Genomic DNA, 22210 nt, shown 5'->3' with positions numbered 1-22210 from the left:
GATATCCTCGATGATGCAAAGTGTACTCGGCACGGGGTGGGGGATGCAATGGATCCGAGCGCAGAATCTTCGGCGCATGAGGGGTATTCCGCTCGGCCGGGGCAGTGGGCGGAGGCCTCCGAGACCTACGGGCTGACCTGGCCGGGGAAGCGGGCGGCGCGTCGTCTCGCGCAGGCCCCGACGCGGTGTCGTTTCGTGTCCATGGACGGCGAGGAGATCGAGCCGGTGTCGCTCCGCCAGAATCTCGTGATCGAAGGGGACAGCCTGGATGCCCTCAAGATCCTGAAGAGAACGCATCTGGCCTCCTTCGACGTCGTCTGCATCGACCCGCCGTACAACGGTGGGACGACCGCCGACTACAGGGACAACTTCCACAGGCCACAAGCGGAGGAGGACAGAGCCGCGGGGCTGGCCGGCGGACGGGGTGGGAGCGCGCGGGCGGGGACGAGTGCCGGGCGGAGGCATTCCCTGTGGCTGGATCTGATGTATCCCAGGCTGCACCTCGCGCGTGAACTTCTGGCCCCGACCGGCGTGATCGCGGTGTCGATCGACGACGCCGAGGCGCCGCGACTCAGGATGCTCCTGGACGAGGTGTTCGGGGAGGAGAATCACTGCGCCACCATCGTGTGGGAGAAGAAGTACGCGCCCGCGAACGATTGCCGATCCTTCTCGGTCGTCCACGACTACGTGATGCTGTACTCCGCGTCCCCGGCCTTCCGCAGAAGACTCCTGCCCCGCAGCGAGTCCGCGAATCGGCCGTACCGCCACGACGACGCGGACGGTCGCGGACCGTACCGAGCCAGCGACCTGTCCGTGCGCACCTACCACCCGGCCAACGACTACCCCCTGGTCAACCCGTTGACCGGAACCGAGCACCGCCCGCCCGCGGGAAGGTGCTGGGGGCACGACCGCGCATCGATGAACAGGCTGATCGAGGACGGGCGCATCTACTGGGGCGCGGACGGGACCCGGTCCCCGCAGCTCAAGAGGTACCTCTCGGACGTCCAGGACGGCATGGTTCCCACAACGCTGTGGACGCGCGACGTCGCCGGCCACACCCACGCCGCCCGGGCCGAGCTCAAGGCCCTCTTCGGGACCACGGCGGTCTTCGAGACGCCCAAGCCGGTGCAACTGATCCGACGCCTGCTTCAGGTCTCGGCGGACCAGGACGCGATGGTGCTCGACTTCTTCGCCGGATCAGGAACCACGGGCCACGCCGTCATGAGGCAGAACGCGGAGGACGGCGGTCACAGGTCCTGTGTGCTGGTGCAGCTGGGCGAGCCCATCGATGTCCGACGGAAACCGGAGGTTGCGAGGGAATTCGGGACCATCGCCGAGGTCACCCGGCAGCGCGTGCGCCGCGCGGGAGAGGCCCTTCGAGCGGAGTTTCCCGAGCTGGACGAAGGCCTGACTCGTTTCACGGAAGCAAGGATCGAATGATCAGGCGTTCCTGCTTTGGAGAAGGGCGTGGGCGTGCGCTATACCGGAAAAGATAGTTTTCCTCCCAGGAAAGGTGGCCGAATATGTCCGCTCTTGCCCCCACGCTCTTCTCCACAGCCGGATTGCTCGGCGGGTACAAGGTGGCCCGCTCGACAGGAAATCGCCCCTTGGGTGGGGCAGTCCTGGCCGCCGCGGGTGCGGCCGCCTTCCGCGGATGGAAGGCGAACGCGGGAACCGGTACCGCCGCCGCGCTCACGGGCGTCTACGTTCTGTCCTTCGGCCTGTCCCATCCGCTCGCCAAGAAGATCGGCGCCTGGCCCAGTGTCTTCGCCGTGACCGCAGCAACCGGGGCGGCGTCGGCCGTTCTGGGGCGCGACCTCGGGAAGGGCCGGGGGACCGGGCGGTGAGCGACACGACTCCTGCCCCCGCCGCGGGGGCGGAGCGTACGCGCTGGAACCCCGAGAGCTATCTCGAGTTCGGTGACCAGAGATCCCGGCCGCTGACCGACCTCCTGCGCCGTGTGCCCTTGTCGCGGGCCGAAAGCGTCGTCGACCTCGGGTGCGGACCCGGCAACGATGTGCCGGTGATCCAGCAGATCTGGCCCGAGGCCATCGTGCACGGCGTGGACAGCAGTCAGGACATGATCGACGCCGCCCGAGCGGCCGGGGCACCCGGATCGGACTACGAGCACTCGGACGTCCGGGACTGGCTGAGGGCGCGGCAGGAGAACGGTTGGACGCACGAGGAGCCGCGGCTCATTGTCTCCAATGCCCTGTTCCAGTGGGTCGACGGACACCTCGACTGGCTGCCCGACGTCGCCGATCTCGTTCCCGAGGGCGGCGTCTTCGCATTCCAGGTCCCCGGCAACTTCAACGCCCCCTCGCATACCCTCCTGCGGGAGACGGCCGCGCAGCCTGCCTACGCGCGACACATCACCGAGAAACTCCGCGACACCGTGATCGGGGCACAGGAATATCTCTCCGTCCTGTCCCGACCGGGGTGGTCGGTGGATGCGTGGGAAACGACGTACCTGCATGTCCTGCCGGGGGAGGACGCCGTGTTCCGGTGGATTTCCTCGACCGGCGCACGCCCGGTGCTCAATGCTCTTCCCGAGCCGGAGAAGTCCGCGTTCGTCGAGGAGTACAAGGCCGCGCTGCGCGAGGCCTACCCGACCGAGGCCTACGGCACCGTCCTGCCGTTCCGCCGCATTTTCGTGGTGGCGACCCGGCTCGCCGAGCGCTGAGGTCCCGGGGACGCCTCGCCCCCCGGAGCAGAATGTGAGGCACCGACCAATGCAGACGACACGCGGAAAGAAGGACCATGACAACGGGACAGCACGAATTCACCCCACGCCTCGCGCACAATTTCTCCGATACGGAGGATTCCCCGGTCAGGGCTCTTCTCGACCTCGTCAGCCGTCCCGGCGTCATCTCCTTCGCCGGCGGTGTGCCGGACCCGACCTACTTCGATCTCGATGCGATCAGGTCCGCCTACGATGCCGCCCTGTCCCGGCCCGAGCGCGCTCTCCAGTACTCCTCGAGCGACGGCGAGCTCGAACTGCGGGAAATCATCGCGGCCAACCTGACCGACGAAGGCATCCCCTCCCAGGGCGAGGATGTGCTCGTGACCACCGGGTCCCAGCAAGGACTGACCCTGATGGGCCAGGTGATGATCGACCAGGGCGACGTCATCCTCGTCGAGGACCCGACCTACCTCGCCGCGCTCCAGACCTTCGGGCTCGCGGGCGCGCACTTCGTCGCCGTCGACTGTGACGACGACGGAGTGGTTCCAGAGGCGCTCGAGAAGGCCATCGAACTGCACCAGCCGAAGCTCGTGTACCTCATCCCGAGTTACCAGAACCCCAGCGGACGGACCATGCCCGCCCAGCGGCGGCGGGATGTGGCGGATATTCTGCTCAGGACCCGGACCATGCTCATCGAGGACGATCCGTACTCGAGCCTGCGCTACTCCGGCGAGCACCTCGAGCCGATCTGCGCAATCGAGGGCATGGCCGCACAGACCGCCCTCTTGCAGACTCTGTCCAAATCCGTGGCCCCCGGAATCCGGCTCGGGTGGGCTCGCGTGCCCGCATCGATCCGCGATGCACTGATCGTGGGCAAACAGGCGATCGACCTGCACAGTTCCACGGTCGACCAGTACGCGGCCGCTCACTACCTGGCACACCCGGAGACGCACCAGTCGGACGCGGAGAAGCTCGAGGTGTACGGCCAGAGGCTGCGGACCATGGTCCGCGAGCTGCCGCGGGCCCTGCCCGAAGGGACGCACGTGACGTCGCCGTCGGGCGGAATGTTCCTGTGGGCGGAGCTGCCCGAGGCATACGACACGGATGCGCTCCTGCCGTACGCGATGCGGGAAGGCGTCGGGTTCGTGCCCGGAAGTTCGTTCCACGTCGACACGAGTATCCGGAACACGATGCGGATTTCGTTCGTGACCAACGCCGAGAGCGAGATCGTCGAGGGCGTCACCCGGCTCGCACGCGCCGTCGAGGCCTACGAGGCCGAGCAGCTCGCGGCCTGAGTTCCTACTCGGCGTCCGGGGCCCGGCCGGAAAGGACGGCCGTGCGTCGGGAGCGGGGTGAGGTCACCGTCGGGTCGTCCGGAATCCAGAACCTCAGGGGAGCGTCGACGTTCTTGCTGATGCCGATGCGGCGTCCGCGCACGAAATCAACGGGGGAGCGGGCGGGCTCGATCCAGAACCCGTCGCTCGGGGCCTCGCCCGTCGCACCGGAGCGCACCTGATGGACCGGGCTTCCGTTGTCGATCAGGTCCAGGCCCAGGGCCGAACCCAAATTTCCCGGACCGCGAGCCAGGTTCGCATCCGTCGAGGCGGGGCCGCGACGTCGTCGGACCTCCTCGTGCCCCGACAGGACCTCGCCGGCCCGCATGAGGCAACCGGAGGCCGTACCGTCCGGCGAGCAGACCAGATTGCCGGCCCGGTGGATCCCGTAGGAGGCGTAGACGTAGAGATGGCTCGGTTCGCCGAACATGGTCGCGCACCGAGGGGTGGGACCCTTGTGCGCGTGGGACGCGGGATCGGATGTTCCGAGGTACGCCTCGACCTCGGTCAGTCGGATCGCGACGGAACCTCGATGGATCACGGCACCGAGCAGGTGCTCGGCCACGACGTCGGCCGTGCGGGAGAAGTCGATCATGGCACCATCGTTGCACGCCGCGTAGCACGTCTCACACTCGGCCAAGGTCCTCCCCGACGAGCCAATCTTCCGGCGGAGGGCTCGATCCGTTAGGATGGGAACACGTCTGGCTGCAGTCCGTGGTTGCCAGTCGCCCCAAACCCGTGATCCTCAGGCGGCCCAGCCCGCCCGGGACTGTCCGCGGTGTGTCGGGGTTCCCGGCGGCATTCGCCGTATCGGGCCGTTCACGGCACTGACTCTAGGAGTTAATTCAGTGGCACTGGATCCCGCTGTCAAGCAGGAAATCATTAATGAGTACGCAACCCACGAGGGCGACACGGGTTCGCCCGAGGTCCAGGTTGCGGTTCTGACTCGTCGCATCAGCGACCTGACGGAGCACCTCAAGTTCCACAAGCACGACCACCACTCGCGTCGTGGTCTCATGATCCTCGTCGGCCGCCGCCGCAACATGCTCGGCTACCTGCGTCGGATCGATATCGAGCGCTACCGTACGCTGATCCAGCGTCTCGGAATCCGCCGATAAGGACGACAAATGCGAGGGGCGGCGCCGCCTTCCGGGATCCGGCTTCCTGACATGGGAGACTGGTGACCGGACGGCAGCGCCGCCTTCTCGCTGTTCACCGCGAAACGGCGAGGTGCCCGGCGTGAGCCGGGAACAACGAAAAAATACCGCGCGGCCCGGCCTCTCCTTGCGGTCCTCGGTAGTGGCCTCCGGATGACACATCCGTGGGCCTCGATCGAAGACCGAGTCGAGGCGGGCCCGCGCGAAGAACAGAAACGGAGGTGACCCTTGGAGGGTCCCGAGATTCAATTCGCAGAAGCCATTATCGACAATGGCAAATTCGGCAAGCGCACCGTGCGCTTCGAAACCGGTCGGCTGGCCAAGCAGGCAGCCGGCTCCACGTTCGTCTCGATTGACGAGGACACCAGCATGCTGTCGGCCACTGCCGTCGGCAAGCACCCGCGCGAAGGCTTCGACTTCTTCCCGCTGACGGTCGACGTCGAAGAGCGCATGTACGCAGCGGGCCGCATCCCCGGGTCGTTCTTCCGCCGCGAGGGACGCCCCTCGACGGACGCGATCCTGGCGTGCCGCCTGATCGACCGCCCGTTGCGCCCGGCCTTCGCCAAGGGCATCCGCAACGAGGTGCAGGTCGTCGTCACCGTGCTGACGATCGACCCGGACGAAATCTACAACACCGTGGCGATCAACGCCGCGTCGATGTCCACGACCCTGTCCGGCATCCCGTTCCAGGGGCCGGTCGGCGGAATCCGCATTGCCCTCATCGACGGCCAGTGGGTTGCTTTCCCCAAGCACTCGCAGCTCGAGAACGCCGTCTTCGACATGGCCGTGGCCGGTCGCGTGGTGACCAAGTCGGACGGAACCGAGGACGTCGCGATCATGATGGTCGAGGCCGAGGCCACCGACAATTCGTGGGACCTGGTCCAGTCCGGTGCCGCCGCACCGACCGAGGACATCGTGGCCGAGGGCCTCGAGGCGTCCAAGCCGTTCATCAAGGCCCTGTGCGACGCCCAGTCGGACCTGGCCGAGCGCGCCGGCAAGCCGACCATGGAGATCGAGCGCTTCGGCGGCTACGGCGACGACGTCGCCCAGGCCGTGGAATCCAAGTTCTCCGGCAAGATCAAGGACGTCTACTCCATCGCCGGCAAACAGGAGCGGGAGATCGCTTCCGAGGACCTGCAGAAGGAGATCACCGAGGAGCTCGCCGGTGAGGGCAAGGAATTCGAGGGCCGCCTGGACGAGGTCAACGGAGCATTCAACGCTCTGACCAAGCAGACGGTGCGCCAGCGGATCCTGACCGATCAGGTGCGTATCGACGGCCGCGGGCTGACCGACATTCGCCAGCTCACCGCCGAGGTCGAGGTCCTGCCGCGCGTGCACGGATCCGCGATCTTCGAGCGCGGCGAGACCCAGATCATGGGTGTGACCACGCTGAACATGCTCAAGCTGGAGCAGCAGATCGACTCCCTCTCGCCGGTCAAGTCGAAGCGCTACATCCACCATTACAACTTCCCGCCCTACTCCACGGGCGAGACCGGTCGTGTCGGCTCCCCGAAGCGGCGCGAAATCGGGCACGGTGCCCTCGCTGAGCGGGCCATCACCCCGGTTCTGCCGTCCCGCGAGGAATTCCCGTACGCGATCCGTCAGGTCTCCGAGGCGCTCGGATCGAACGGCTCGACATCGATGGGCTCCGTGTGTGCATCGACCCTGTCGCTGCTCAACGCAGGTGTTCCGCTGCGTGCACCCGTCGCGGGCATCGCGATGGGTCTGGTCTCGGACGAGGTCGACGGCGAGACGCGGTACGCCGCGCTGACCGACATCCTCGGTGCCGAAGACGCCCTCGGTGACATGGACTTCAAGGTCGCCGGAACATCCGAGTTCGTGACCGCGATCCAGCTCGACACCAAGCTCGACGGCATCCCCGCCTCTGTGCTGGGCGCCGCCCTCAAGCAGGCCCGCGAGGCGCGGTTGCACATCCTCGACGTGCTGACCTCCGCGATCGACCAGCCGGACGAGATGAGCGAATTTGCTCCCCGCATCATCAGCGTGCACGTGCCCGTGTCCAAGATCGGTGAGGTCATCGGCCCGAAGGGCAAGATGATCAACCAGATCCAGGAGGACACCGGCGCAGACATCACGATCGAGGACGACGGAACCGTATACATCGGTGCCGTCGACGGGCCGTCGGCCGAGGCCGCACGCTCCGCGATCAACGCCATCGCGAACCCGCAGGTTCCCGAGGTCGGCGAACGGTACCTGGGAACGGTCGTCAAGACCACGACCTTCGGTGCCTTCGTCTCCCTGACCCCGGGCAAGGACGGCCTCCTGCACATCTCGGAACTGCGCAAGCTCAACGACGGCAAGCGCGTGACCGAGGTCGAGGACGTCGTCGGCGTGGGGCAGAAGGTCCAGGTCGAGATCACCAAGATCGACGACCGCGGCAAGCTGTCCCTGGCCCCGGTGGTTTCCGAGGAGGACGCCGCCGCCCAGAGCGACGACGAGGAGTAATCTCCGCGCAGCTGTGACAGAAGGCCCCGGTCGGGATCCCGCGAGGATCCCCGGCCGGGGCCTTCTGTCGAATTGGACCCGGTCCACGATGGTCCTAGACTCGACGCCGGGCCGGTCTACGTCGTCGGCCCGCAGAATGTCCGCCCCCAGTGAGGAACTGACTGTCGCCATGCCATACGCATTGGGTCTCGACCCCGAGCAGCTTGCCGAAGAATTCGACTACGAGCACGGCCGCCTGGTGTGCGCGACCGAGGGCGGCAACGAGGTGAGGCGATCCGTGCTGCCCGGAGGAGTCCGGGTCCTGACCGAGCGGATGCCCGGCCAGCGCAGCGTCGCCCTGGGATTCTGGCTCGGCGTCGGATCCCGGGACGAGACGCAGGGCATGTACGGGTCGACCCATTTTCTCGAACACCTCCTCTTCAAGGGCACGCCCTCGCGCAGCGCCCTGGACATCGCGGAGGAGTTCGACGCCGTCGGGGGGGGGAGAATCCAACGCCCTGACGGCCAAGGAACACACTTGCTACTACGCCAGAGTTCTCTCCGAAGACGTCGGCATGGCCGTGGACGTCATCGCCGACATGGTGACCTCGGCGAGCATCGATCCCCGCGAGCTCGAGCAGGAGCGTGGCGTGATCCTCGAGGAAATCGCGATGGACCTGGACGACCCGACGGACGTTGCCTTCGAGAACTTCACCGCGAAGGTCATGGGAGGACACCCCCTGGGCCGGCCGATCGGCGGCACTCCGTCCGAAATCACCCAGGTGGCCCGCGACGCGGTGTGGGAGCACTACGCGAAGTACTACACCCCGGACCGTCTGGTCATTTCCGCAGCCGGCGGACTCGAGCACTCCGAGGTGGTGCAGCTCGTCCTCGATGCGCTCGACCGGGCCGGATGGGAGCTCCCGGAGCGAACAACACCCGCGCCCCGGAGGGTCCGGACCCCGGCCGTCCTTCACCCCGAATTCGGCGACCACACGGTTGACCGAGCCTTCGAGCAGGCCAACGTGGTGCTGGGGAGCACCGGTCTGATCGCGGGTTCACCGCAGCGCTACGCGATGTCCGTGCTCAACGCCTGCCTGGGCGGAGGCATGTCCTCCCGACTGTTCCAGGAGATTCGGGAGAAGCGTGGGCTGGCCTACAACACGTTCTCCTTCGGGGGCTCCTATTCCGACGCCGGGTACTTCGGCATGTACGCGGGGTGCACCGCGGACAAGGCGCCGGTCGTGGTCGATCTGATGCGGGCGGAACTCGACCGGCTCGCGGAAGAGGGGCTGCGCGACCGTGAGCTGGACAAGTTCACGGGGCAACTCAGTGGGGCCACGATCCTCGGGAGCGAGGACCCGGGCTCGCGCATGTCGCGACTCGGCCGATCAGAACTGGACACGGGACATTTCACCGATCTGGACGAGCTGCACGAGAACATCAGGGCGGTCACGGCCCAGGAGGTTCAGGACCTGGCAGCGGACCTGGCGGGCCGACCGACCGTGACCACGTGGGTCGGTACGGGCGCGGCCTCGGCGGCCAACGCGTCGGCGTCGTAACAGCTATGTTTTGAATGTGACATGGGTTAAGGTTTTTGCATGTGTTCCTCGATCTTCGTGACAGGAGAGGCGAAGTCCCCGTCGAACAACCCGATCACCTCCAAGTTCGGGCTTTTCTTCATCGGGCTCGTCGTCGATACGGACACGCACCGAATTCTCGATGCAGAATGCACGGCGACGTTGGCGCTGACGAATTCGTTCGTCAGGAGCTTGATCGTCGGCGCCGGCATCGATGAGGAGGAAGACCTGGTGGAGCGGATCTCCACCAGGTATCACGGATCGTCCCAGCGGGCATTGATCACGGCGTTGCGCAATGCGGCGTCCAAGTACCGTTGCGCGACCGACAACACACGTTAGGCACCCTGATTGCTTGGTCCCTCCCCGGGGACCGGACCCAGTCGGAAATACCGGACCAGACTGTCCCGGTGTTTCCGACTTTTTTGTACTCGGGGTGCAGAAAGGAAACGAGCATGATCACCGACGGCTTCCTCTTCTTGGGGGTCTTGCTTGCGCTGGCTGCTGTCATCGTCTATTGCGAGAAACGCTCTCGCTTGGCCTTCTTCCGTTATGTGCCGGGCTTCGTGCTCATGTACATCATCACCGCGCTGCTGAATACCGTGGGGGTCTTCAGTCAGGACGACGAAGTCGTCGACCTCGGAGCCGGGGTCCAGGACGCCCTGCTGCCCGCGATGATCCTGTTGCTGCTCTTCCAGTGCGACATCCGCAAGATCATCAAACTCGGGCCCAAGCTGTTGCTGACCTACGTGGTCACGGCCTTCAGCATCTTCCTGGGCTTCGTCGTCTCGTTCCTGATCCTCCACGCCGTGTTGGACCCGGAGGCATGGAAGGCACTCGGCGCGCTCGCGGCATCCTGGACCGGGGGCTCCGCCAACATGGTGGCCGTCCAGTCGATCCTGCACGCGCCCCAGGACGTCTTCGGATACGTGCTGATCGTCGACACGATCATCTACTCCTTGTGGCTCCTGGTCATGTTCGGCTCGGTCTCGGTCTCGGACAAATTCAACAAGTGGACGAAGGCCGACACGCGGTACCTGGATGTGCACGCGAATGACGAAGAGACCGCGGACCAGAAGCCCATCGACCTGACCTCCCTGATCTGCGTGATCGGATTCAGCATCTTCATCTCCGCCGCGGCCTCCGGCATCGGCGGTCTCCTGCCGGAAATCGGCGTCGTCATCACCTCGAGCACCTGGACGATCCTGATCGTCAGCGTTCTCGGCCTGGTCATCGGCTCCACGAAGCTCGGCAACGTCGCGGGTTCCAGCGAGGTCGCGATGGTCATGCTCTACATGATCATCGGGATCATCGCCTCCCAGTCCGACTTCGCGTCGCTGGGTCAGGCCCCGCTCTACCTCGTCGCCGGTGTGATCGTGATGATCGTGCACGTCGCCGTCGTGGTGCTCTACGCGAAGCTGACTCGCACCGAGCTGTTCAGCCTGGCCGTGGCGAGTACCGCCAATATCGGCGGCATCGCCTCGGCGCCCGTGGTCGCGAGCGCGTTCAACCGCCAGCTCGTGCCCGTGGGTGTTCTGTTCGCGCTGATCGGCGCATTCGCCGGAACTTTCTTCGGCCTCATGACAGCACAGGTTCTGTCGCTGCTCTGACGCCCGCCGCCCACACTCTTCGGAAAGGACAACCATGACGACGAACGGACTGAACCGGCTGCGAGACCTCCGCGCCATGCCGTACAGCGGACCGCTCAAGCGGCCGTTCATCACCTCGCGGCGGCGCGTCGAGTCCGTGCAAGGCGTGCTCGTCGAACTCGAGCTCGAGGACGGCTCCATCGGATACGGGACGGCCGCCGAGACCTGGGCGGTCACCGGGGAATCGGTGGCCTCATCCCTGGCCGCGATCAACGGGCCCGTGTTCGAGGCACTCACCGGCCGCGACCTCTCCCTGAGGGAGGCCGAGGACGCGATCGCGAACTGCTGCGTGGGAAACACCAGCGCCAAGGCCGCGGTCGACGTGGCCCTTCACGACGCCTGGGCCTCAGGACTCGGTGTGCCCCTGGCCGTCGCCCTGGGCGGACGGCCCGACGCACACGCTGCCACGGACATGACGATCAGCCTGGACGACCCGGAGGCCATGGCCCGCGAGGCCATCGCCGCCAGCTCAAACGGATTCGAGATTCTCAAGGTCAAATTGGGCGGGGACCCCGCCGTCGACCTCAATCGACTCGAATCCGTTCACGAGGCAGTGCCCTCGGCCCGATTCCGCCTCGATGCCAATCAGGGATGGGGCGCCAAGGAAGCCATCCGCATGATTCGCCGCATCGAGGACGCCGGCATACCGGTCGATCTGGTCGAACAACCCACGCCCAAGGCCAACCTGGACGCGTTGGCCCAGGTCACGGCCGCCGTCGATACCCCGGTCATGGCCGACGAGTCCGTGGCCGACGAACGTGACGCGTGGGAGATTCTGCGCCGAGAGGCAGCGGATCTCATCAACATCAAACTCGCCAAATGCGGAGGTATCCGTCCGGCGCTTGCCATCGCCGACCTGGCCGCAACCGCCGGTGTCGGCTGCATGATGGGCGCCATGATGGAGCCCCGCGTCTCGGTCGCTGCGGCGGCCCACGTGGCTCTCGCGCACCCCAATATCCAGCTCGTCGATCTGGACTCCGCCGAATGGATCCAGGACCCGCGGATCGCCGGCGGGTACGAGCTCGAGGGCTCCCGGCTCTCACTCACCGAGGCACCCGGCCTCGGCATGTCAATGGATTCTGCACTCACCGAAGGGACAGCACCATGAGATTTCACCGCTACATCGCCACGGCCGGAGCACTCGGTCTGGCCTGCTCGCTGGCCGGTGGGCCGGCACTCGCCGATCCCGCAGACCAGGGGCGGACTGCCGCCCAACCCGGGGAGGGGATCGAGGCCGGGGACACGGCATTCGTGGACACCACGGTCGCGACCCTGTGGGGCGAACCGGACCAGACGCGTCCCATGGACGAGCCGTCCACGACCAACCCGGTCGATCTCGACCAGTGGAACAAGAACATGGAAAAGACCGAAGACCGCGGGTGGCTGACCGGCCACACGGAGACCCAGGCGGTCTACGGCTCCGAGGTCTCGGTCATCGAGACCAAGGGGGACTGGTCCAAGGTCGCGGTCAACGATCAGTCGACGCCCAAGGACGATCGCGGATACCCGGGCTGGGTTCCCACGGGTCAACTGATCGAGAACCAGTCCTTCGATGAGCAGAAGGACTCCAGCCAACGGGCGGTCGTCACCTCGGACAAGGCGGCTCTGACCGGCGACTCGGGGGAGGACGGCAACAACCTCAACCTGAGCTTCAACACGGAACTGCCGGTGGTCTCGCAGGATGGTTCGTCGGTTCAGGTGGGGCTGCCGAATGGTGGAACCGGATCTGTCCAGGCGACGGACGTCTCGGTGTACGCACCGGGGGAGAAGCCCGAGCGGCCGACCGGCGAACAGGTCGTCGAGACCGGCAAACAATTCGACGGGCTGCGTTACCTGTGGGCGGGTGTCTCCTCCTACGGGTACGACTGCTCCGGCTTCACGTACAGCATGTACCGGGCCCACGGCATCGATATCCCGCGCGACGCCGACGCCCAGGCAGAGTTCGGCCAGGATGTGGCGGAGGACGACCTCCAGCCCGGCGACCTGCTGTTCTTTGCCCAGCCCGGAGGCACGGGGGCCGTGCACCACGTCGGGATGTACATGGGCGACGGCAAGATGATTCACGCTCCCAACGAGTCGACGACCGTGTCGGTGACCGATTGGAAGCAATGGGACTCCAAGGACGAGTTCTCCGGAGCGAAGCGGATGCTCTGACCCCAGCCTGCTCCGTCCGGGGCCGGATGGCCCGGCCCCGGACGGCCCGGCCCCGGATGTCCCGGCCCCGAACGGAGCAGATTGCGCCGGTAGGACCGGCCTCAGACCAGGCCGTTGAGCGCGCGCAAAACCGTACTGAACTTCGAAGCGGTCTCCGCGTGCTCGCTCTCGGGATCGGATCCAGCCACGATCCCGGCCCCCGCGTACAAGGTGATGAACTGCCCCGCGAGGCTCGCGCAGCGCAGGGCCAGCGACCAGCGACCGTTGCCGGAGGAATCGGTCCAGCCCACCAGGCCGGAATAATAGCTGCGCGACCCGCCCTCGAGGTCCAGGATCGTGCGCACGGCAGGACTCACCGGGGTTCCGCCCACGGCGGGCGTCGGGTGGATGGCGAGGGCGGCTTCCAAGGCCGAGACCTCGGGTGCCAGGCGACCGGTGATCCGCGTGCCGAGGTGCCACATCGAATCCGTCGCGAACAGCTGGGGACGGACGGGCACCTGGAGCTCGCTCGCGAGACGGCCGATCGATTCACGGATGTGCCGGGTCACGAAGCCGTGCTCGTGCAGATCCTTGGCCGATGACGAGAGCAGGCGCGTGGCGTCTTCGGCGTCGGGCCCTCCGGGGGAACGACCGAGGGAACCCGCCAAGGGATGAGTCACGAATCTGGAGTCGTTGACGTCCGCTATGATTTCCGGGCTCGCCCCGATCCAGGAGGTGCCGTCCTCCAGCCGGACGCGGAAGACGTCGGCGCGGCCGCCCACGGCGCACAAGCGGTCGAACAGACGCTCCTCGGCGCCCCGGCGGTCCGCGTCCTTGAGCCGCATGGTCATCGTCCGGGACAGGACCACTTTCTCCAGGCTTCCGGAACCGATCCGGTCCAGCCCCTCGGAGACGTTGTGCCGAAACCGCTCGGACTCGGGCGCAGCGGGCAGCTGTCCGGGAACGACGTCGCCCGACCCGGATGCGACGTGAGGGGTCCACACGGCGTCGTCGGTCATGCGCAATTCGGCGGGCTCGGACAGATCGAAGGGGATCATTCCGCACAGCACCTGTGTTCGTCCGGTGGTGCGCTCCCGCTCCTGCAGATCATGGATGACCTCCCGGGCCGCCCCCGGACTCCGGCCGAAGACCGGCCGCAGGACCTCGCCTCCGGAGGCTTCCAGGGTCCACCTGCCGGAGGAGAAGGCGAAATCCGCGTTCCCATCCGCCGGGGCAGTCGCGGTCGACGTCGGTCTTTCATCGAGTAGGGGAGAATTCATCGTTGTGTGGCGCCTCCGTCCACGGTCAGTTCGGTTGCTGTGATGTGTGCCGCCCGTGCCGACACGAGGAACTCGACGACCTCGGCAATGTCCTGAGGATCCGCGACGCGTCCCAGCGGGATTCCGGGCCGATAGAGGGTGGGATCGCCCGTCACGGTCTGTGCCGTGCGGTCCGCGCCCTGCCACAGGCCCTCGACCATGGGGGTTTTCGTGGTGCCCGGGTTGACCACCGCACACCGAATTCCCGACCCGCCGAGCTCGAGTCCGAGACTGTGGGTGTACTGGGCCGCGAATGCCTTGCTCGCCCCGTAGACGGCGAAGTCGGCGCGCGGACCGGTTCCCGCATTGGAAGCAATGGTGACGATCGAGCGCACGGGGCGGGTCCCGGGGTCGTGGCCTCCCTGCCGGACCATCACGCGGGCCGCCGCCGTGCTCGCCCGCAGCACGCCGAGGGCATTGACATCGATCATCCGGAGCACGTCGGCCTCCGCGGTCTCCAGTGCGGGACCCGTCGCAATCGTCCCGGCCGCGTTGACCAACGACCTGATCCGGTAACGACCCGAGAGGTCTTCGAAGAACGAGGCCACCGCGTCGGGGTCCGTCACATCCAAGTCCCTGTGCTCGACACCATCGCTCGGCCCGCCCTCGGCTCCGGGCCGGGGAGGAGGGGTTCGGTCCGCGGAGACCACCACGGCATCCCCGTGGTCCTCGGAACGACGCCGCAACAGATCGACGACGACTCTGCCGATGCCGCCCGAGCCTCCGGTCACGACGATCGCTTGGGGCAAATCCTTCACGAGGCCATCTCCTCGACGCGCCGCTCGCCGCTGACCCGCGCGGGCGCGAACGGACCCTGGACGATCTCATCGGTCGTGCACACCTGTCCGCACCGTCCGGCCACGTACTCGAGCGCCATCCGGTGGTGCTCCAGGTCGAAATCGGCTTGGGCATCCGCGACGAAGAACACCTGGATGCCCTCCATATACGCCTCCACGGCGGTGGTCAGGCACCCGATGTGTGAATAGACGCCGGCGATCACCAGCTGGTCCCGTCCGTGATTGCGCAACCTGTAATCCAGGTCGGTGCGGTAGAACGCGCTGTACCTCCACTTGGTCAGGACGGCGTCCTGCTCACCGGGAGCAAGCTCGTCGATGATGCCCGCGGCGTGCTCATTCGTCAGCCCGGGACCCCAGAAATCGGTCAGGAGCTGGCGATCGGCCGGGTCCTGGGACGGTGGTTGCGCCGTGTAGACCACCGGGGCGCCTGCTTCGTGGAAGAAGTCGCGCAGGACGCGGGAGCGCTGAACGGCGGTCTCGATCTGGGAGCCGGGGCTCCGGTCGAAAGCATCGACGAAATGGTTCTGCATGTCGTGGACGAGCAGCAGGGCCCGGTTCGGATCGAGTTGCCACTCGGTCCTGTTGGGCCACGGCGACTGGGCGTCGAGGCTGTACGGATCAATACTGGGCAGGGGCAATGGAACTCCTCATCGATGGGTCGAAGTAACTGTCCGAAGTCCGCTCTTCGTGCGGTTCGGTCCTCAGCGCTCGGGCCAGGCCGTCGACGACGGCGCCGCGCCACCACGCGAAGTCATGACCGCCGGTGTACATCGTCAGCGCGCTGGACCACCCGGCGTCGAGCATGGTCCGGTGCAGGATTCGGCCCCGCGGGACGGTGAGACCCTCGCGCTCGCCGATCGCGATCTCCACGGACACGTCCTCCGGCGTCGAGGCCTGGTACCGCTCGGTGATCCAGTCCATGCCCTCCCGGGTCCCGAGATCGTGCGGCTTCGAGGCACCGTCCGGGGTCCACCAGAGCGAGGGGGAATGGGCGAGGGCGTGTCCGAAAGCGTGCGGCAATTCCAGGGCGGCGACGAGTGCGGAGAGGCCACCCAGGCTCTGACCTGCGATGATCCTGCCTTCGCGGCCCTTGAGCCCGATGCCCACGGTCCGGGCGCAGTCCTCGGCCCACGCCGTTGCGTGCTCGGCGACGTCGCGCAGGAAACCCGTGTTCGCCCCGAGGCGCGCGATCCGGTCCGGGGTGTCGTTGTTGGCGATGCCCAGGACGGCCACCGGAGGAATCCGGCCCGAGTCCGCGGCCGCCTCCAGCGCGTAGGGCAGCCAGAGGTTTCCGAACCAGTTCTCGGCGTCGAAGATCGTGAGCAGGGGAAGGTGCGCCGCCTGGTGTTCGTTCTGCATCACGGACGGGAGGTAGAGCCAGTGGTCCCTCGCGCGGCCCGAGGCCTCGGCGTGGGGGAGAGCCCTGACGTCGCGCACGATGCGCCCGCGCAGCCTGCGAGACCTGTGGTCATCCCACTCCCGTTGGGAAGGAGCCGCGGGCCCGGAGTGGATCGACAGGCCGTGCCGGCCCCGGTCCACCAGGGGTTGCCCGGTGTTGAACGGGTCGAGCAACGAATCGTAGGCATTGAACCGAGGCGGACCGGAGCGTCGCTGCTGGTCCGGCGACATGGGCGTGAAGGCGTAACTGACGCGCAAGGACGGTTCGAGCTCGAGGGTTCGGACCCAGATGTCCGTCCCGGGGACGTGCCGCATCAGTCCGTGGTCGTAGAGGGCCTTGTCCGTCACGCGGTTCATGGCCAGATGGACGGATTCGGCTCCCTCGGCGTCGTCGCGGACGTGTTTGCCCCGCCACAGGAAGGTGACGCGGTCCGACCCGGGGTCCACCACAGGTGTCCCGCGACGAGAGACCTCGGCCCACCACCGTTCCAAGTCCTCGCACGTCGCGTTGGTCATGGTTCGGGCGACCGACTCCTCGTCCAGGAAGCCCGTGGCCTCCAGAGCGTGTTCCGGTGTCTTCATCGTCGGAGTTCGTCCTTGCGTCTCGGGATCCACTTGTCCTGCGGCCAGCCGAGTGGCCCATAAAATAAGCTACAGAAATCTAAGCTATTCCACACGGAATCGGGAGGCGCAAGCTGGATGTGCCGTAAGTCTCCGGTATGACGCCCCGAACCAGGGAAGGAGGTAGTCAATGGACTTTGTCTTCGCGATTTGGTTAGGCTCTACAAACGCCGGGCAAAGCCAGGCCAAGCTCCCCCAATTTTTGCAAGGAATCCCATGAGAGTTCTCGTCATCGGTCCGCCCCTCTACGGTCTCCTGTACCCCGTGATCTCGCTGGCACAGGGCCTGAGGGCCTCGGGGCACGACGTCGTCGTCGGGACCGCCGGAGACATGTCGCACCGTGTGGCCGAAGCCGGCCTGGTGTCCTTCGATGCGGCACCCGGCCTGGACCCCGACGCCGAGTACCGGCGTCGTGAGGAGGAGCGCAAACGGGCCAATATCGGGACCGCGCCGGGGGACTTTTCCTTCTTCAGCCACGAGATGACGGACCGTCTCGTGGAATTCACCGGTTCCTGGACACCCGACCTGATCGTCTATCCGCCCCTGGGCGTGGTCGGGCGACTCCTGGGCGCCAGATTCGGTATCCCCACGGTCCTGCAGACCGTGGGCTTCGCCCACCAGCAGAAGCACGTGGACACGGTGACCCACTCTCTCCGTGAGAAATTCGCGCAGCACGGGGTCTCGGAACCTCGCGAGGATCTGACCTGGCTCGACGTCGCACCACCGAGCATGAGCGTCCTCGACCACCCGTCCGAGCTGACCATGCCACTGAGGTATGTGCCGTACAACGGAGGCGCCGTCTTCCAGGACTGGTGGGTCCGGCCGGATCGTCCCCGGGTTCTCGTCAGCCTCGGCACCCTGAAGCCCATGGTCGATGGACTCGACCTGATCGACTGGGTTCTCCACCGGGCCGACGAACTCGACGCCCAGGTGGTGCTGCAGCTCAAGGACAACGCCCGGGAAGAGCTCGTCGAGGAACTGCCGGACAACGTGACCCTCACCGACTGGATCCCGATGGGCGGCCTGGTCGAGAACTCGGACGTGTTCATTCATCACGGTGGTGCAGGCAATACCTTCACCGCTCTGGCCGCGGGCGTTCCTCAGATCGTCTTCGGCGAGGGCGCAGACCGCCCGATGAATGCGCGGATCGTGCAGGAGCGCGGGTGCGGCATCGTTCCCGGCGACGGCGGCCTCACCGCCGAGACGATCCGCTCCGTCGTCCACGGTCCCGAGTACCGGGAACAGGCGGAAGAAGTCCGGTCCGAGATCCGCGGCATGCCCGGTCCTGCCGAGGTTGCCGACCGTCTCTCCGGCGTGCTGGTGGGGGTGTAGACGATCGTATCCACCACCGAATCCCAGACGGATCGTGAACACAACGAGGGATACCTCCGGCGCCTGCTGAGGGTTTGTTGCGAATTTCCCGGCCTCGTCGGTCTCATCCTCGTGGTATCCGTGGCGACCATCGCTGCCGTCGTCGCCGGCCCCCTCTTGACCAGGCAAGGCGTCAACGGCGCTATGGCCGGCGACGTGTCCCAGCTGTGGTGGCTCGGTGCCGGGCTGGTCGGAATCGCGGCCTTCGACTTCCTGGGCGATTACCTGCGCAGGTTCACGGCAGGAAAGCTGTCCCTCCGGGTGCAGCACAGGCTCCGCAGCCGCGTCTTCGACTCGATCCAGCGACTCGACGGCCCGGCCCAGGATTCACTGCGCACCGGGCAGGTAGTCTCCCGGACCAATAACGACCTCCAGCAGGTCCAGTCGATGATGCAGATGTGCCCCGTGCCCGTCTCCGTCATCTCCTACTACGTGTTCGGTATTGCGGTCATGCTCTGGCTCTCGCCGAGCCTGACCCTGATCGCCGTCGGCGTGGTCGCCCTGTTGGGCTTCACCGCGTGGCGGACGCGCAAGCGCGTCTTCGAGACCTCGGCCGCCGCCCAGCACGACGTCGGGCAGATCACCGAGAACGTCAGGTCCGCCCTGTCCGGGATCTCCGTGGTCAAATCCTTCGTTCAGGAGACGCGACACATCCGGTGGGTCGAGAAGGCCAGCCGATCGTTGTTCTCACGCCGCATGCAAACGATGCGTGCGCAGGCGGCCCCGAGCGCGACCATGCTCGCGCTGCCGCCGGCCGGACAGGCGGCGCTCCTGCTCGTCGGCGGGTGGCAGGTCACCACGGGCCGGTTGGACCTGGGGACCTTCGTTGCCTTCTCCACGTACCTGAGCATGCTCACGGGGCCGACCCGCGTGATGGCTTCGTTCCTGGTGATCGCTCAGAGGACGCGCACCTGCGCCGAGCGCATCTTCGAACTCATGGATGCTCGACCCGAGATGAAGGACGGCGCGGCACACCCGCCCCGCAGCACGGGCCTGCAACTGAAGAACATCTCCTTCGGCTACACCTCGGACGAACCCGTGCTCCACGACGTCAGCCTGACCGTGCGCCCCGGAGAAACGGTGGCCGTGGTCGGCGCATCCGGGTCCGGCAAGTCGACCCTGGCTCTGCTCGCGCCCCGGTTCTACGACGTGACCGGAGGATCCGTGCTGATCGGCGACCCCTCCGCGGACGAGACGACCGAGACGGACGGCCAGCGCGACATCCGCGAGCTCAGGCTCTCGGAACTGAGACGGGAAGTCGGCGTCGTCTTCGAAGACCCCTTTCTCTTCCGCGCGACCGTGCGGGAGAACATCGCTTACGGAACCCCCGACAGCTCCGAAGAACAGGTGCGTGCGGCCGCGATCGCTGCGGGCGCCGATGAGTTCATCGTCCAGATGGAGCAGGGCTACGAGACCGAGTTGGCCGAGGGCGGCCGGAACCTCTCCGGAGGGCAACGGCAACGCATCGCGCTCGCGAGGGCCCTGCTCACACAGCCGAGAGTCCTGATCGTCGACGACGCCACGAGCTCCGTGGACGCGACCACCGAGAGCGGCATCAATGCGACCCTGCGTCAATATGCCAGGTCCGGGGAGGGGAGCCACCACGGCGACGCCGTGGATCCGGCGTCGTCCAAGTGCACTCTGCTCATCGCGCGCCGACGGAGCACGCTCGACATCGCCGACAGGATCGTCGTGCTCGACGACGGCCGAACGGTCGGCGAAGGAACCCGCGAGCAGCTCATGCGTTCCTGCCCGCAGTTCGCCGACCTCATGGCCGGCGGTCACGAGGAAATCGACCGGGTGTCCGGAGAATCGGATCTCTGGCCCGACGCCGAGACCACGGAACCGGCGGAGCCCGCGCTCGGCGCCGACGTGCCCGAGGACGCGCAGGCCGACCGGGGCGGCTGGCTCACCCGGCTTCCCGATGCCGCGGCGTCGATGGCCGCCGACCCGAAGGTCACCCGCGTGGCCCAGATGCTGAAGCCGGTCAAGGGACTCTTCACGGCGGCCGTGGTGCTCATCGCCCTGAGCTCGTTGGCCACCGTCCTGGTCCCGCTCATGATCCAACGCGGTATCGACGAAGGCATCGCCCCGGGCGACCACAGGAGACTGCTGTTCTACGCGATCCTGGCGTGGTCCCTCATCGCCGGAGACTGGATCTTCTACATCGGTCAGTCCTTGTTCAGCGCGAAGGGCTCGGAGTCCGTGCAGTACGGGGTCAGAGTGCGCAGCTTCAGGCACGTGCTCGGATTCTCCCTGCCGTACTTCGAGAAGGAACAGGGCGGCCAGGTCATGACACGACTCACGGTCGACGTGGACTCCCTCTCGCGATTCCTCCAGTCCGGCCTGGTCAACGGGTTGATGTCCCTGATCACGATGTTCGGTATCGGCGTCGCGATGCTCGTGTTCAACCCTTTGCTCGCCGTCATCGCACTGTCCCCGATTCCGCTGGTCCTGGTCGCCACGATCATCTTCCAGCGTCTCTCGACCAAGGCCTACGACAGGGCCAGGGAAGACATCGGGAAGGTCAACAGCTCCCTGCAGGAGAACATTTCGGGCCTGCGCGTGGTCCAGTCCCACGGGAAGCAGTCGATCGCTTCCCAGTTCTTCCAGAAGGTCTCGGACGCATACAGGGTGTCCCGCGAAAAGGCCCAGCGGTACATCGCTCTGTACTTCCCGTTCGTGGTCTTCTGCTCGCAGGTCTCGAACGCCCTCGTCCTGGTTGCCGGGGCCCGGTTCGTCGCGGACGGAACGGTGACTCCAGGTGTCCTGGCCGCGTTCCTGCTGTTCCTCGGGCAGTTCTACGGGCCGATCCAACAGTTGGCGAATATTTTCGATTCGTTCCAGCAGGCGCGGATCGGGCAGAAGCGCACGGACGAGCTGCTCGCGATGCCGCAGGAGGAGCCCGACGTCGTCGAGAGCGATCGCACGTCCGCGGACGGGTCCCGTCTTTCGGGCGACATCCGCCTCGACGATGTCTCCTACACGCACGACGGCTCCGTCGAACCCGCCCTCAAGAACATCGATCTCACCCTGGACCAGGGGTCCAGCCTCGCCGTCGTCGGGAGCACCGGCGCCGGCAAGACCACTTTGGTCAAGGTCATGGCCTGGCTCTACGAGGCCGAGACCGGGCGAGTCGAGATCGGGGAACGGGACAGGGGAGGCCTCGACCGTGAGACGTACCGTCGTCGCGTCGGGGTCGTGGGCCAGGCGCCCCACCTGTTCGACACCACGATCGCCGAGAACATCCGCTACGCGCGCCCCGATGCGACGGACGCCGAGGTCGAGGCCGCGGCCCGACGCAGCGGCGCGATCCTGGCCATCGCCCGCCTGCCTCGCGGATTCCACTACCAGGTCGACGACGGCGGATCGAACCTCGCGCAGGGCCACCGGCAACTCATCGCCCTCGCGAGGGCCGAGCTCGCCGGAACCGACCTGCTCCTGCTCGACGAAGCCACGGCGCACCTCGATGCGGCCTCTCAATCGGCCGTCATGGACGCGGTGGCCGCAACCGATGCGACCACGGTCATCGTGGCGCACCGCCTGGCGACGGCGGCCCGGTGCGATCGCATCGCCGTCATGGAACACGGCCGGATCGTGGAGTTCGGAACCCACGACGATCTGCTCGCGCAGGACGGCCGGTACCGGCGACTCACCGCGTCGGCCGAAGCGACGGTCGGCGCACCAACGACCTCGGGCTGACGAACCCTCCGCCAGCCCGCCCAG

18 protein-coding genes and 1 pseudogene are annotated in these 22210 nt (G+C 66.7%); 13 read left to right on the top strand and 6 right to left on the bottom strand.

Features of this window, described 5'->3' with window-relative positions; all coding sequences use genetic code 11:
• Nucleotides 1-48 precede the first annotated feature (48 nt).
• The 4 genes from ACTSLZ_RS10895 (at nucleotide 49) to ACTSLZ_RS10880 (ending at nucleotide 3978) form a co-directional block, all read left to right on the top strand.
• Nucleotides 49-1440, top strand: a complete 1392-nt coding sequence (locus ACTSLZ_RS10895) for a site-specific DNA-methyltransferase (protein ID WP_443095018.1) — start codon at nucleotides 49-51, stop codon at nucleotides 1438-1440.
• Nucleotides 1441-1523: 83 nt separating this feature from the next.
• On the top strand, nucleotides 1524-1847 hold the full coding sequence (locus ACTSLZ_RS10890) for a hypothetical protein (protein WP_129315411.1): 324 nt from the start codon (nucleotides 1524-1526) through the stop codon (nucleotides 1845-1847).
• On the top strand, nucleotides 1844-2683 hold the full coding sequence (locus tag ACTSLZ_RS10885; protein ID WP_443095017.1) for a methyltransferase domain-containing protein: 840 nt from the start codon (nucleotides 1844-1846) through the stop codon (nucleotides 2681-2683). Before ACTSLZ_RS10890 ends, ACTSLZ_RS10885 begins: the two co-directional genes overlap by 4 nt.
• Nucleotides 2684-2760: 77 nt before the next feature.
• Nucleotides 2761-3978, top strand: a complete 1218-nt coding sequence (locus ACTSLZ_RS10880) for an aminotransferase-like domain-containing protein (RefSeq protein ID WP_443095016.1) — start codon at nucleotides 2761-2763, stop codon at nucleotides 3976-3978.
• Between the two features lie 4 nt (nucleotides 3979-3982).
• Here the strand turns inward: ACTSLZ_RS10880 and ACTSLZ_RS10875 are convergent, their stop codons facing one another.
• Nucleotides 3983-4612, bottom strand: a complete 630-nt coding sequence (locus ACTSLZ_RS10875) for a DNA-3-methyladenine glycosylase (RefSeq protein WP_443095015.1) — start codon at nucleotides 4610-4612, stop codon at nucleotides 3983-3985.
• A 253-nt stretch (nucleotides 4613-4865) separates the two neighbouring features.
• Here ACTSLZ_RS10875 and rpsO point away from each other — a divergent pair, with 253 nt between their 5' ends.
• Both rpsO and ACTSLZ_RS10865 read left to right on the top strand, forming a co-directional pair.
• Nucleotides 4866-5135 carry a 30S ribosomal protein S15 gene (rpsO, locus tag ACTSLZ_RS10870; RefSeq protein WP_129315415.1) on the top strand — a complete coding sequence of 90 codons (270 nt, stop codon included), beginning with the start codon at nucleotides 4866-4868 and terminating at the stop codon, nucleotides 5133-5135.
• 267 nt (nucleotides 5136-5402) lie between these two features.
• A complete protein-coding gene (locus ACTSLZ_RS10865; protein ID WP_178980098.1) occupies nucleotides 5403-7640 on the top strand; it encodes a polyribonucleotide nucleotidyltransferase in 2238 nt (745 codons plus the stop codon).
• A gap of 94 nt (nucleotides 7641-7734) precedes the next feature.
• Here ACTSLZ_RS10865 and ACTSLZ_RS10860 read toward each other — a convergent pair whose 3' ends face one another.
• Nucleotides 7735-8040 carry a hypothetical protein gene (locus tag ACTSLZ_RS10860; RefSeq protein WP_443096143.1) on the bottom strand — a complete coding sequence of 102 codons (306 nt, stop codon included), beginning with the start codon at nucleotides 8038-8040 and terminating at the stop codon, nucleotides 7735-7737.
• Here ACTSLZ_RS10860 and ACTSLZ_RS10855 point away from each other — a divergent pair.
• The 5 genes and pseudogenes from ACTSLZ_RS10855 (at nucleotide 7921) to ACTSLZ_RS10835 (ending at nucleotide 12999) form a co-directional block, all read left to right on the top strand.
• Nucleotides 7921-9181, top strand: a pseudogene (locus ACTSLZ_RS10855) (M16 family metallopeptidase). The gene ACTSLZ_RS10860 and the pseudogene ACTSLZ_RS10855 sit on opposite strands and share 120 nt — an antisense overlap.
• A 39-nt stretch (nucleotides 9182-9220) precedes the next feature.
• Nucleotides 9221-9538: a DUF3870 domain-containing protein gene (locus ACTSLZ_RS10850; protein WP_129315418.1), complete on the top strand. Its 318-nt coding sequence runs from the start codon at nucleotides 9221-9223 to the stop codon at nucleotides 9536-9538.
• A gap of 113 nt (nucleotides 9539-9651) precedes the next feature.
• Nucleotides 9652-10806, top strand: coding sequence for a DUF819 family protein (locus ACTSLZ_RS10845; RefSeq protein WP_129315419.1), 1155 nt, complete (start codon nucleotides 9652-9654; stop codon nucleotides 10804-10806).
• A 34-nt stretch (nucleotides 10807-10840) separates the two neighbouring features.
• Complete coding sequence (locus ACTSLZ_RS10840; RefSeq protein ID WP_443095014.1) at nucleotides 10841-11953, top strand: dipeptide epimerase; 1113 nt, start codon at nucleotides 10841-10843, stop codon at nucleotides 11951-11953.
• Entirely contained in the window at nucleotides 11950-12999 is a 1050-nt protein-coding gene (locus ACTSLZ_RS10835) for a C40 family peptidase (RefSeq protein ID WP_443095013.1), read from the top strand. Before ACTSLZ_RS10840 ends, ACTSLZ_RS10835 begins: the two co-directional genes overlap by 4 nt.
• Nucleotides 13000-13100: 101 nt before the next feature.
• Here ACTSLZ_RS10835 and ACTSLZ_RS10830 read toward each other — a convergent pair whose 3' ends face one another.
• From ACTSLZ_RS10830 to ACTSLZ_RS10815, 4 genes are read right to left on the bottom strand one after another with little or no spacing between them, the layout of a single operon-like run.
• A complete protein-coding gene (locus ACTSLZ_RS10830) occupies nucleotides 13101-14258 on the bottom strand; it encodes an isochorismate synthase (RefSeq protein ID WP_443095012.1) in 1158 nt (385 codons plus the stop codon).
• The gene (locus tag ACTSLZ_RS10825) at nucleotides 14255-15055 is read right to left on the bottom strand and encodes an SDR family oxidoreductase (RefSeq protein WP_443095011.1); all 801 of its coding nucleotides are present in this window, start codon (nucleotides 15053-15055) and stop codon (nucleotides 14255-14257) included. The genes ACTSLZ_RS10830 and ACTSLZ_RS10825 overlap by 4 nt, the downstream gene beginning before the upstream one ends.
• The gene (locus ACTSLZ_RS10820) at nucleotides 15052-15732 is read right to left on the bottom strand and encodes an isochorismatase family protein (RefSeq protein WP_443095010.1); all 681 of its coding nucleotides are present in this window, start codon (nucleotides 15730-15732) and stop codon (nucleotides 15052-15054) included. The genes ACTSLZ_RS10825 and ACTSLZ_RS10820 overlap by 4 nt, the downstream gene beginning before the upstream one ends.
• A complete protein-coding gene (locus ACTSLZ_RS10815; RefSeq protein ID WP_443095009.1) occupies nucleotides 15713-17074 on the bottom strand; it encodes an alpha/beta hydrolase-fold protein in 1362 nt (453 codons plus the stop codon). Before ACTSLZ_RS10815 ends, ACTSLZ_RS10820 begins: the two co-directional genes overlap by 20 nt.
• A 255-nt stretch (nucleotides 17075-17329) precedes the next feature.
• On the opposite strand from ACTSLZ_RS10815, the gene ACTSLZ_RS10810 reads away from it, so the two are divergent.
• Complete coding sequence (locus tag ACTSLZ_RS10810; protein WP_129315425.1) at nucleotides 17330-18445, top strand: glycosyltransferase; 1116 nt, start codon at nucleotides 17330-17332, stop codon at nucleotides 18443-18445.
• Between the two features lie 111 nt (nucleotides 18446-18556).
• Nucleotides 18557-22186, top strand: coding sequence for an ABC transporter ATP-binding protein (locus ACTSLZ_RS10805; protein WP_443095008.1), 3630 nt, complete (start codon nucleotides 18557-18559; stop codon nucleotides 22184-22186).
• The last annotated feature ends 24 nt before the right edge of the window (nucleotides 22187-22210 follow it).

The sequence above is a fragment of the Rothia koreensis genome, assembly GCF_052232265.1.
In the GTDB taxonomy this organism is placed as follows: Bacteria; Actinomycetota; Actinomycetes; order Actinomycetales; family Micrococcaceae; genus Rothia; species Rothia koreensis.
The sequence above is the reverse complement of the archived record's forward strand: the minus strand, read 5'-3'. Positions and strand labels throughout refer to the sequence as shown.

Excerpts from the sequence above, each read along its gene's own strand:
- ACTSLZ_RS10895 (WP_443095018.1), top strand. The coding sequence starts at position 49 with ATGGATCCGAGCGCAGAATCTTCGGCGCATGAGGGGTATTCCGCTCGG.
- ACTSLZ_RS10890 (WP_129315411.1), top strand. The coding sequence starts at position 1,524 with ATGTCCGCTCTTGCCCCCACGCTCTTCTCCACAGCCGGATTGCTCGGC.
- ACTSLZ_RS10880 (WP_443095016.1), top strand. The coding sequence starts at position 2,761 with ATGACAACGGGACAGCACGAATTCACCCCACGCCTCGCGCACAATTTC.
- ACTSLZ_RS10875 (WP_443095015.1), bottom strand. The coding sequence starts at position 4,612 with ATGATCGACTTCTCCCGCACGGCCGACGTCGTGGCCGAGCACCTGCTC.
- ACTSLZ_RS10860 (WP_443096143.1), bottom strand. The coding sequence starts at position 8,040 with ATGGGTCGACCCGTACATGCCCTGCGTCTCGTCCCGGGATCCGACGCC.
- ACTSLZ_RS10850 (WP_129315418.1), top strand. The coding sequence starts at position 9,221 with ATGTGTTCCTCGATCTTCGTGACAGGAGAGGCGAAGTCCCCGTCGAAC.
- ACTSLZ_RS10845 (WP_129315419.1), top strand. The coding sequence starts at position 9,652 with ATGATCACCGACGGCTTCCTCTTCTTGGGGGTCTTGCTTGCGCTGGCT.
- ACTSLZ_RS10840 (WP_443095014.1), top strand. The coding sequence starts at position 10,841 with ATGACGACGAACGGACTGAACCGGCTGCGAGACCTCCGCGCCATGCCG.
- ACTSLZ_RS10835 (WP_443095013.1), top strand. The coding sequence starts at position 11,950 with ATGAGATTTCACCGCTACATCGCCACGGCCGGAGCACTCGGTCTGGCC.
- ACTSLZ_RS10830 (WP_443095012.1), bottom strand. The coding sequence starts at position 14,258 with ATGAATTCTCCCCTACTCGATGAAAGACCGACGTCGACCGCGACTGCC.
- ACTSLZ_RS10815 (WP_443095009.1), bottom strand. The coding sequence starts at position 17,074 with ATGAAGACACCGGAACACGCTCTGGAGGCCACGGGCTTCCTGGACGAG.
- ACTSLZ_RS10810 (WP_129315425.1), top strand. The coding sequence starts at position 17,330 with ATGAGAGTTCTCGTCATCGGTCCGCCCCTCTACGGTCTCCTGTACCCC.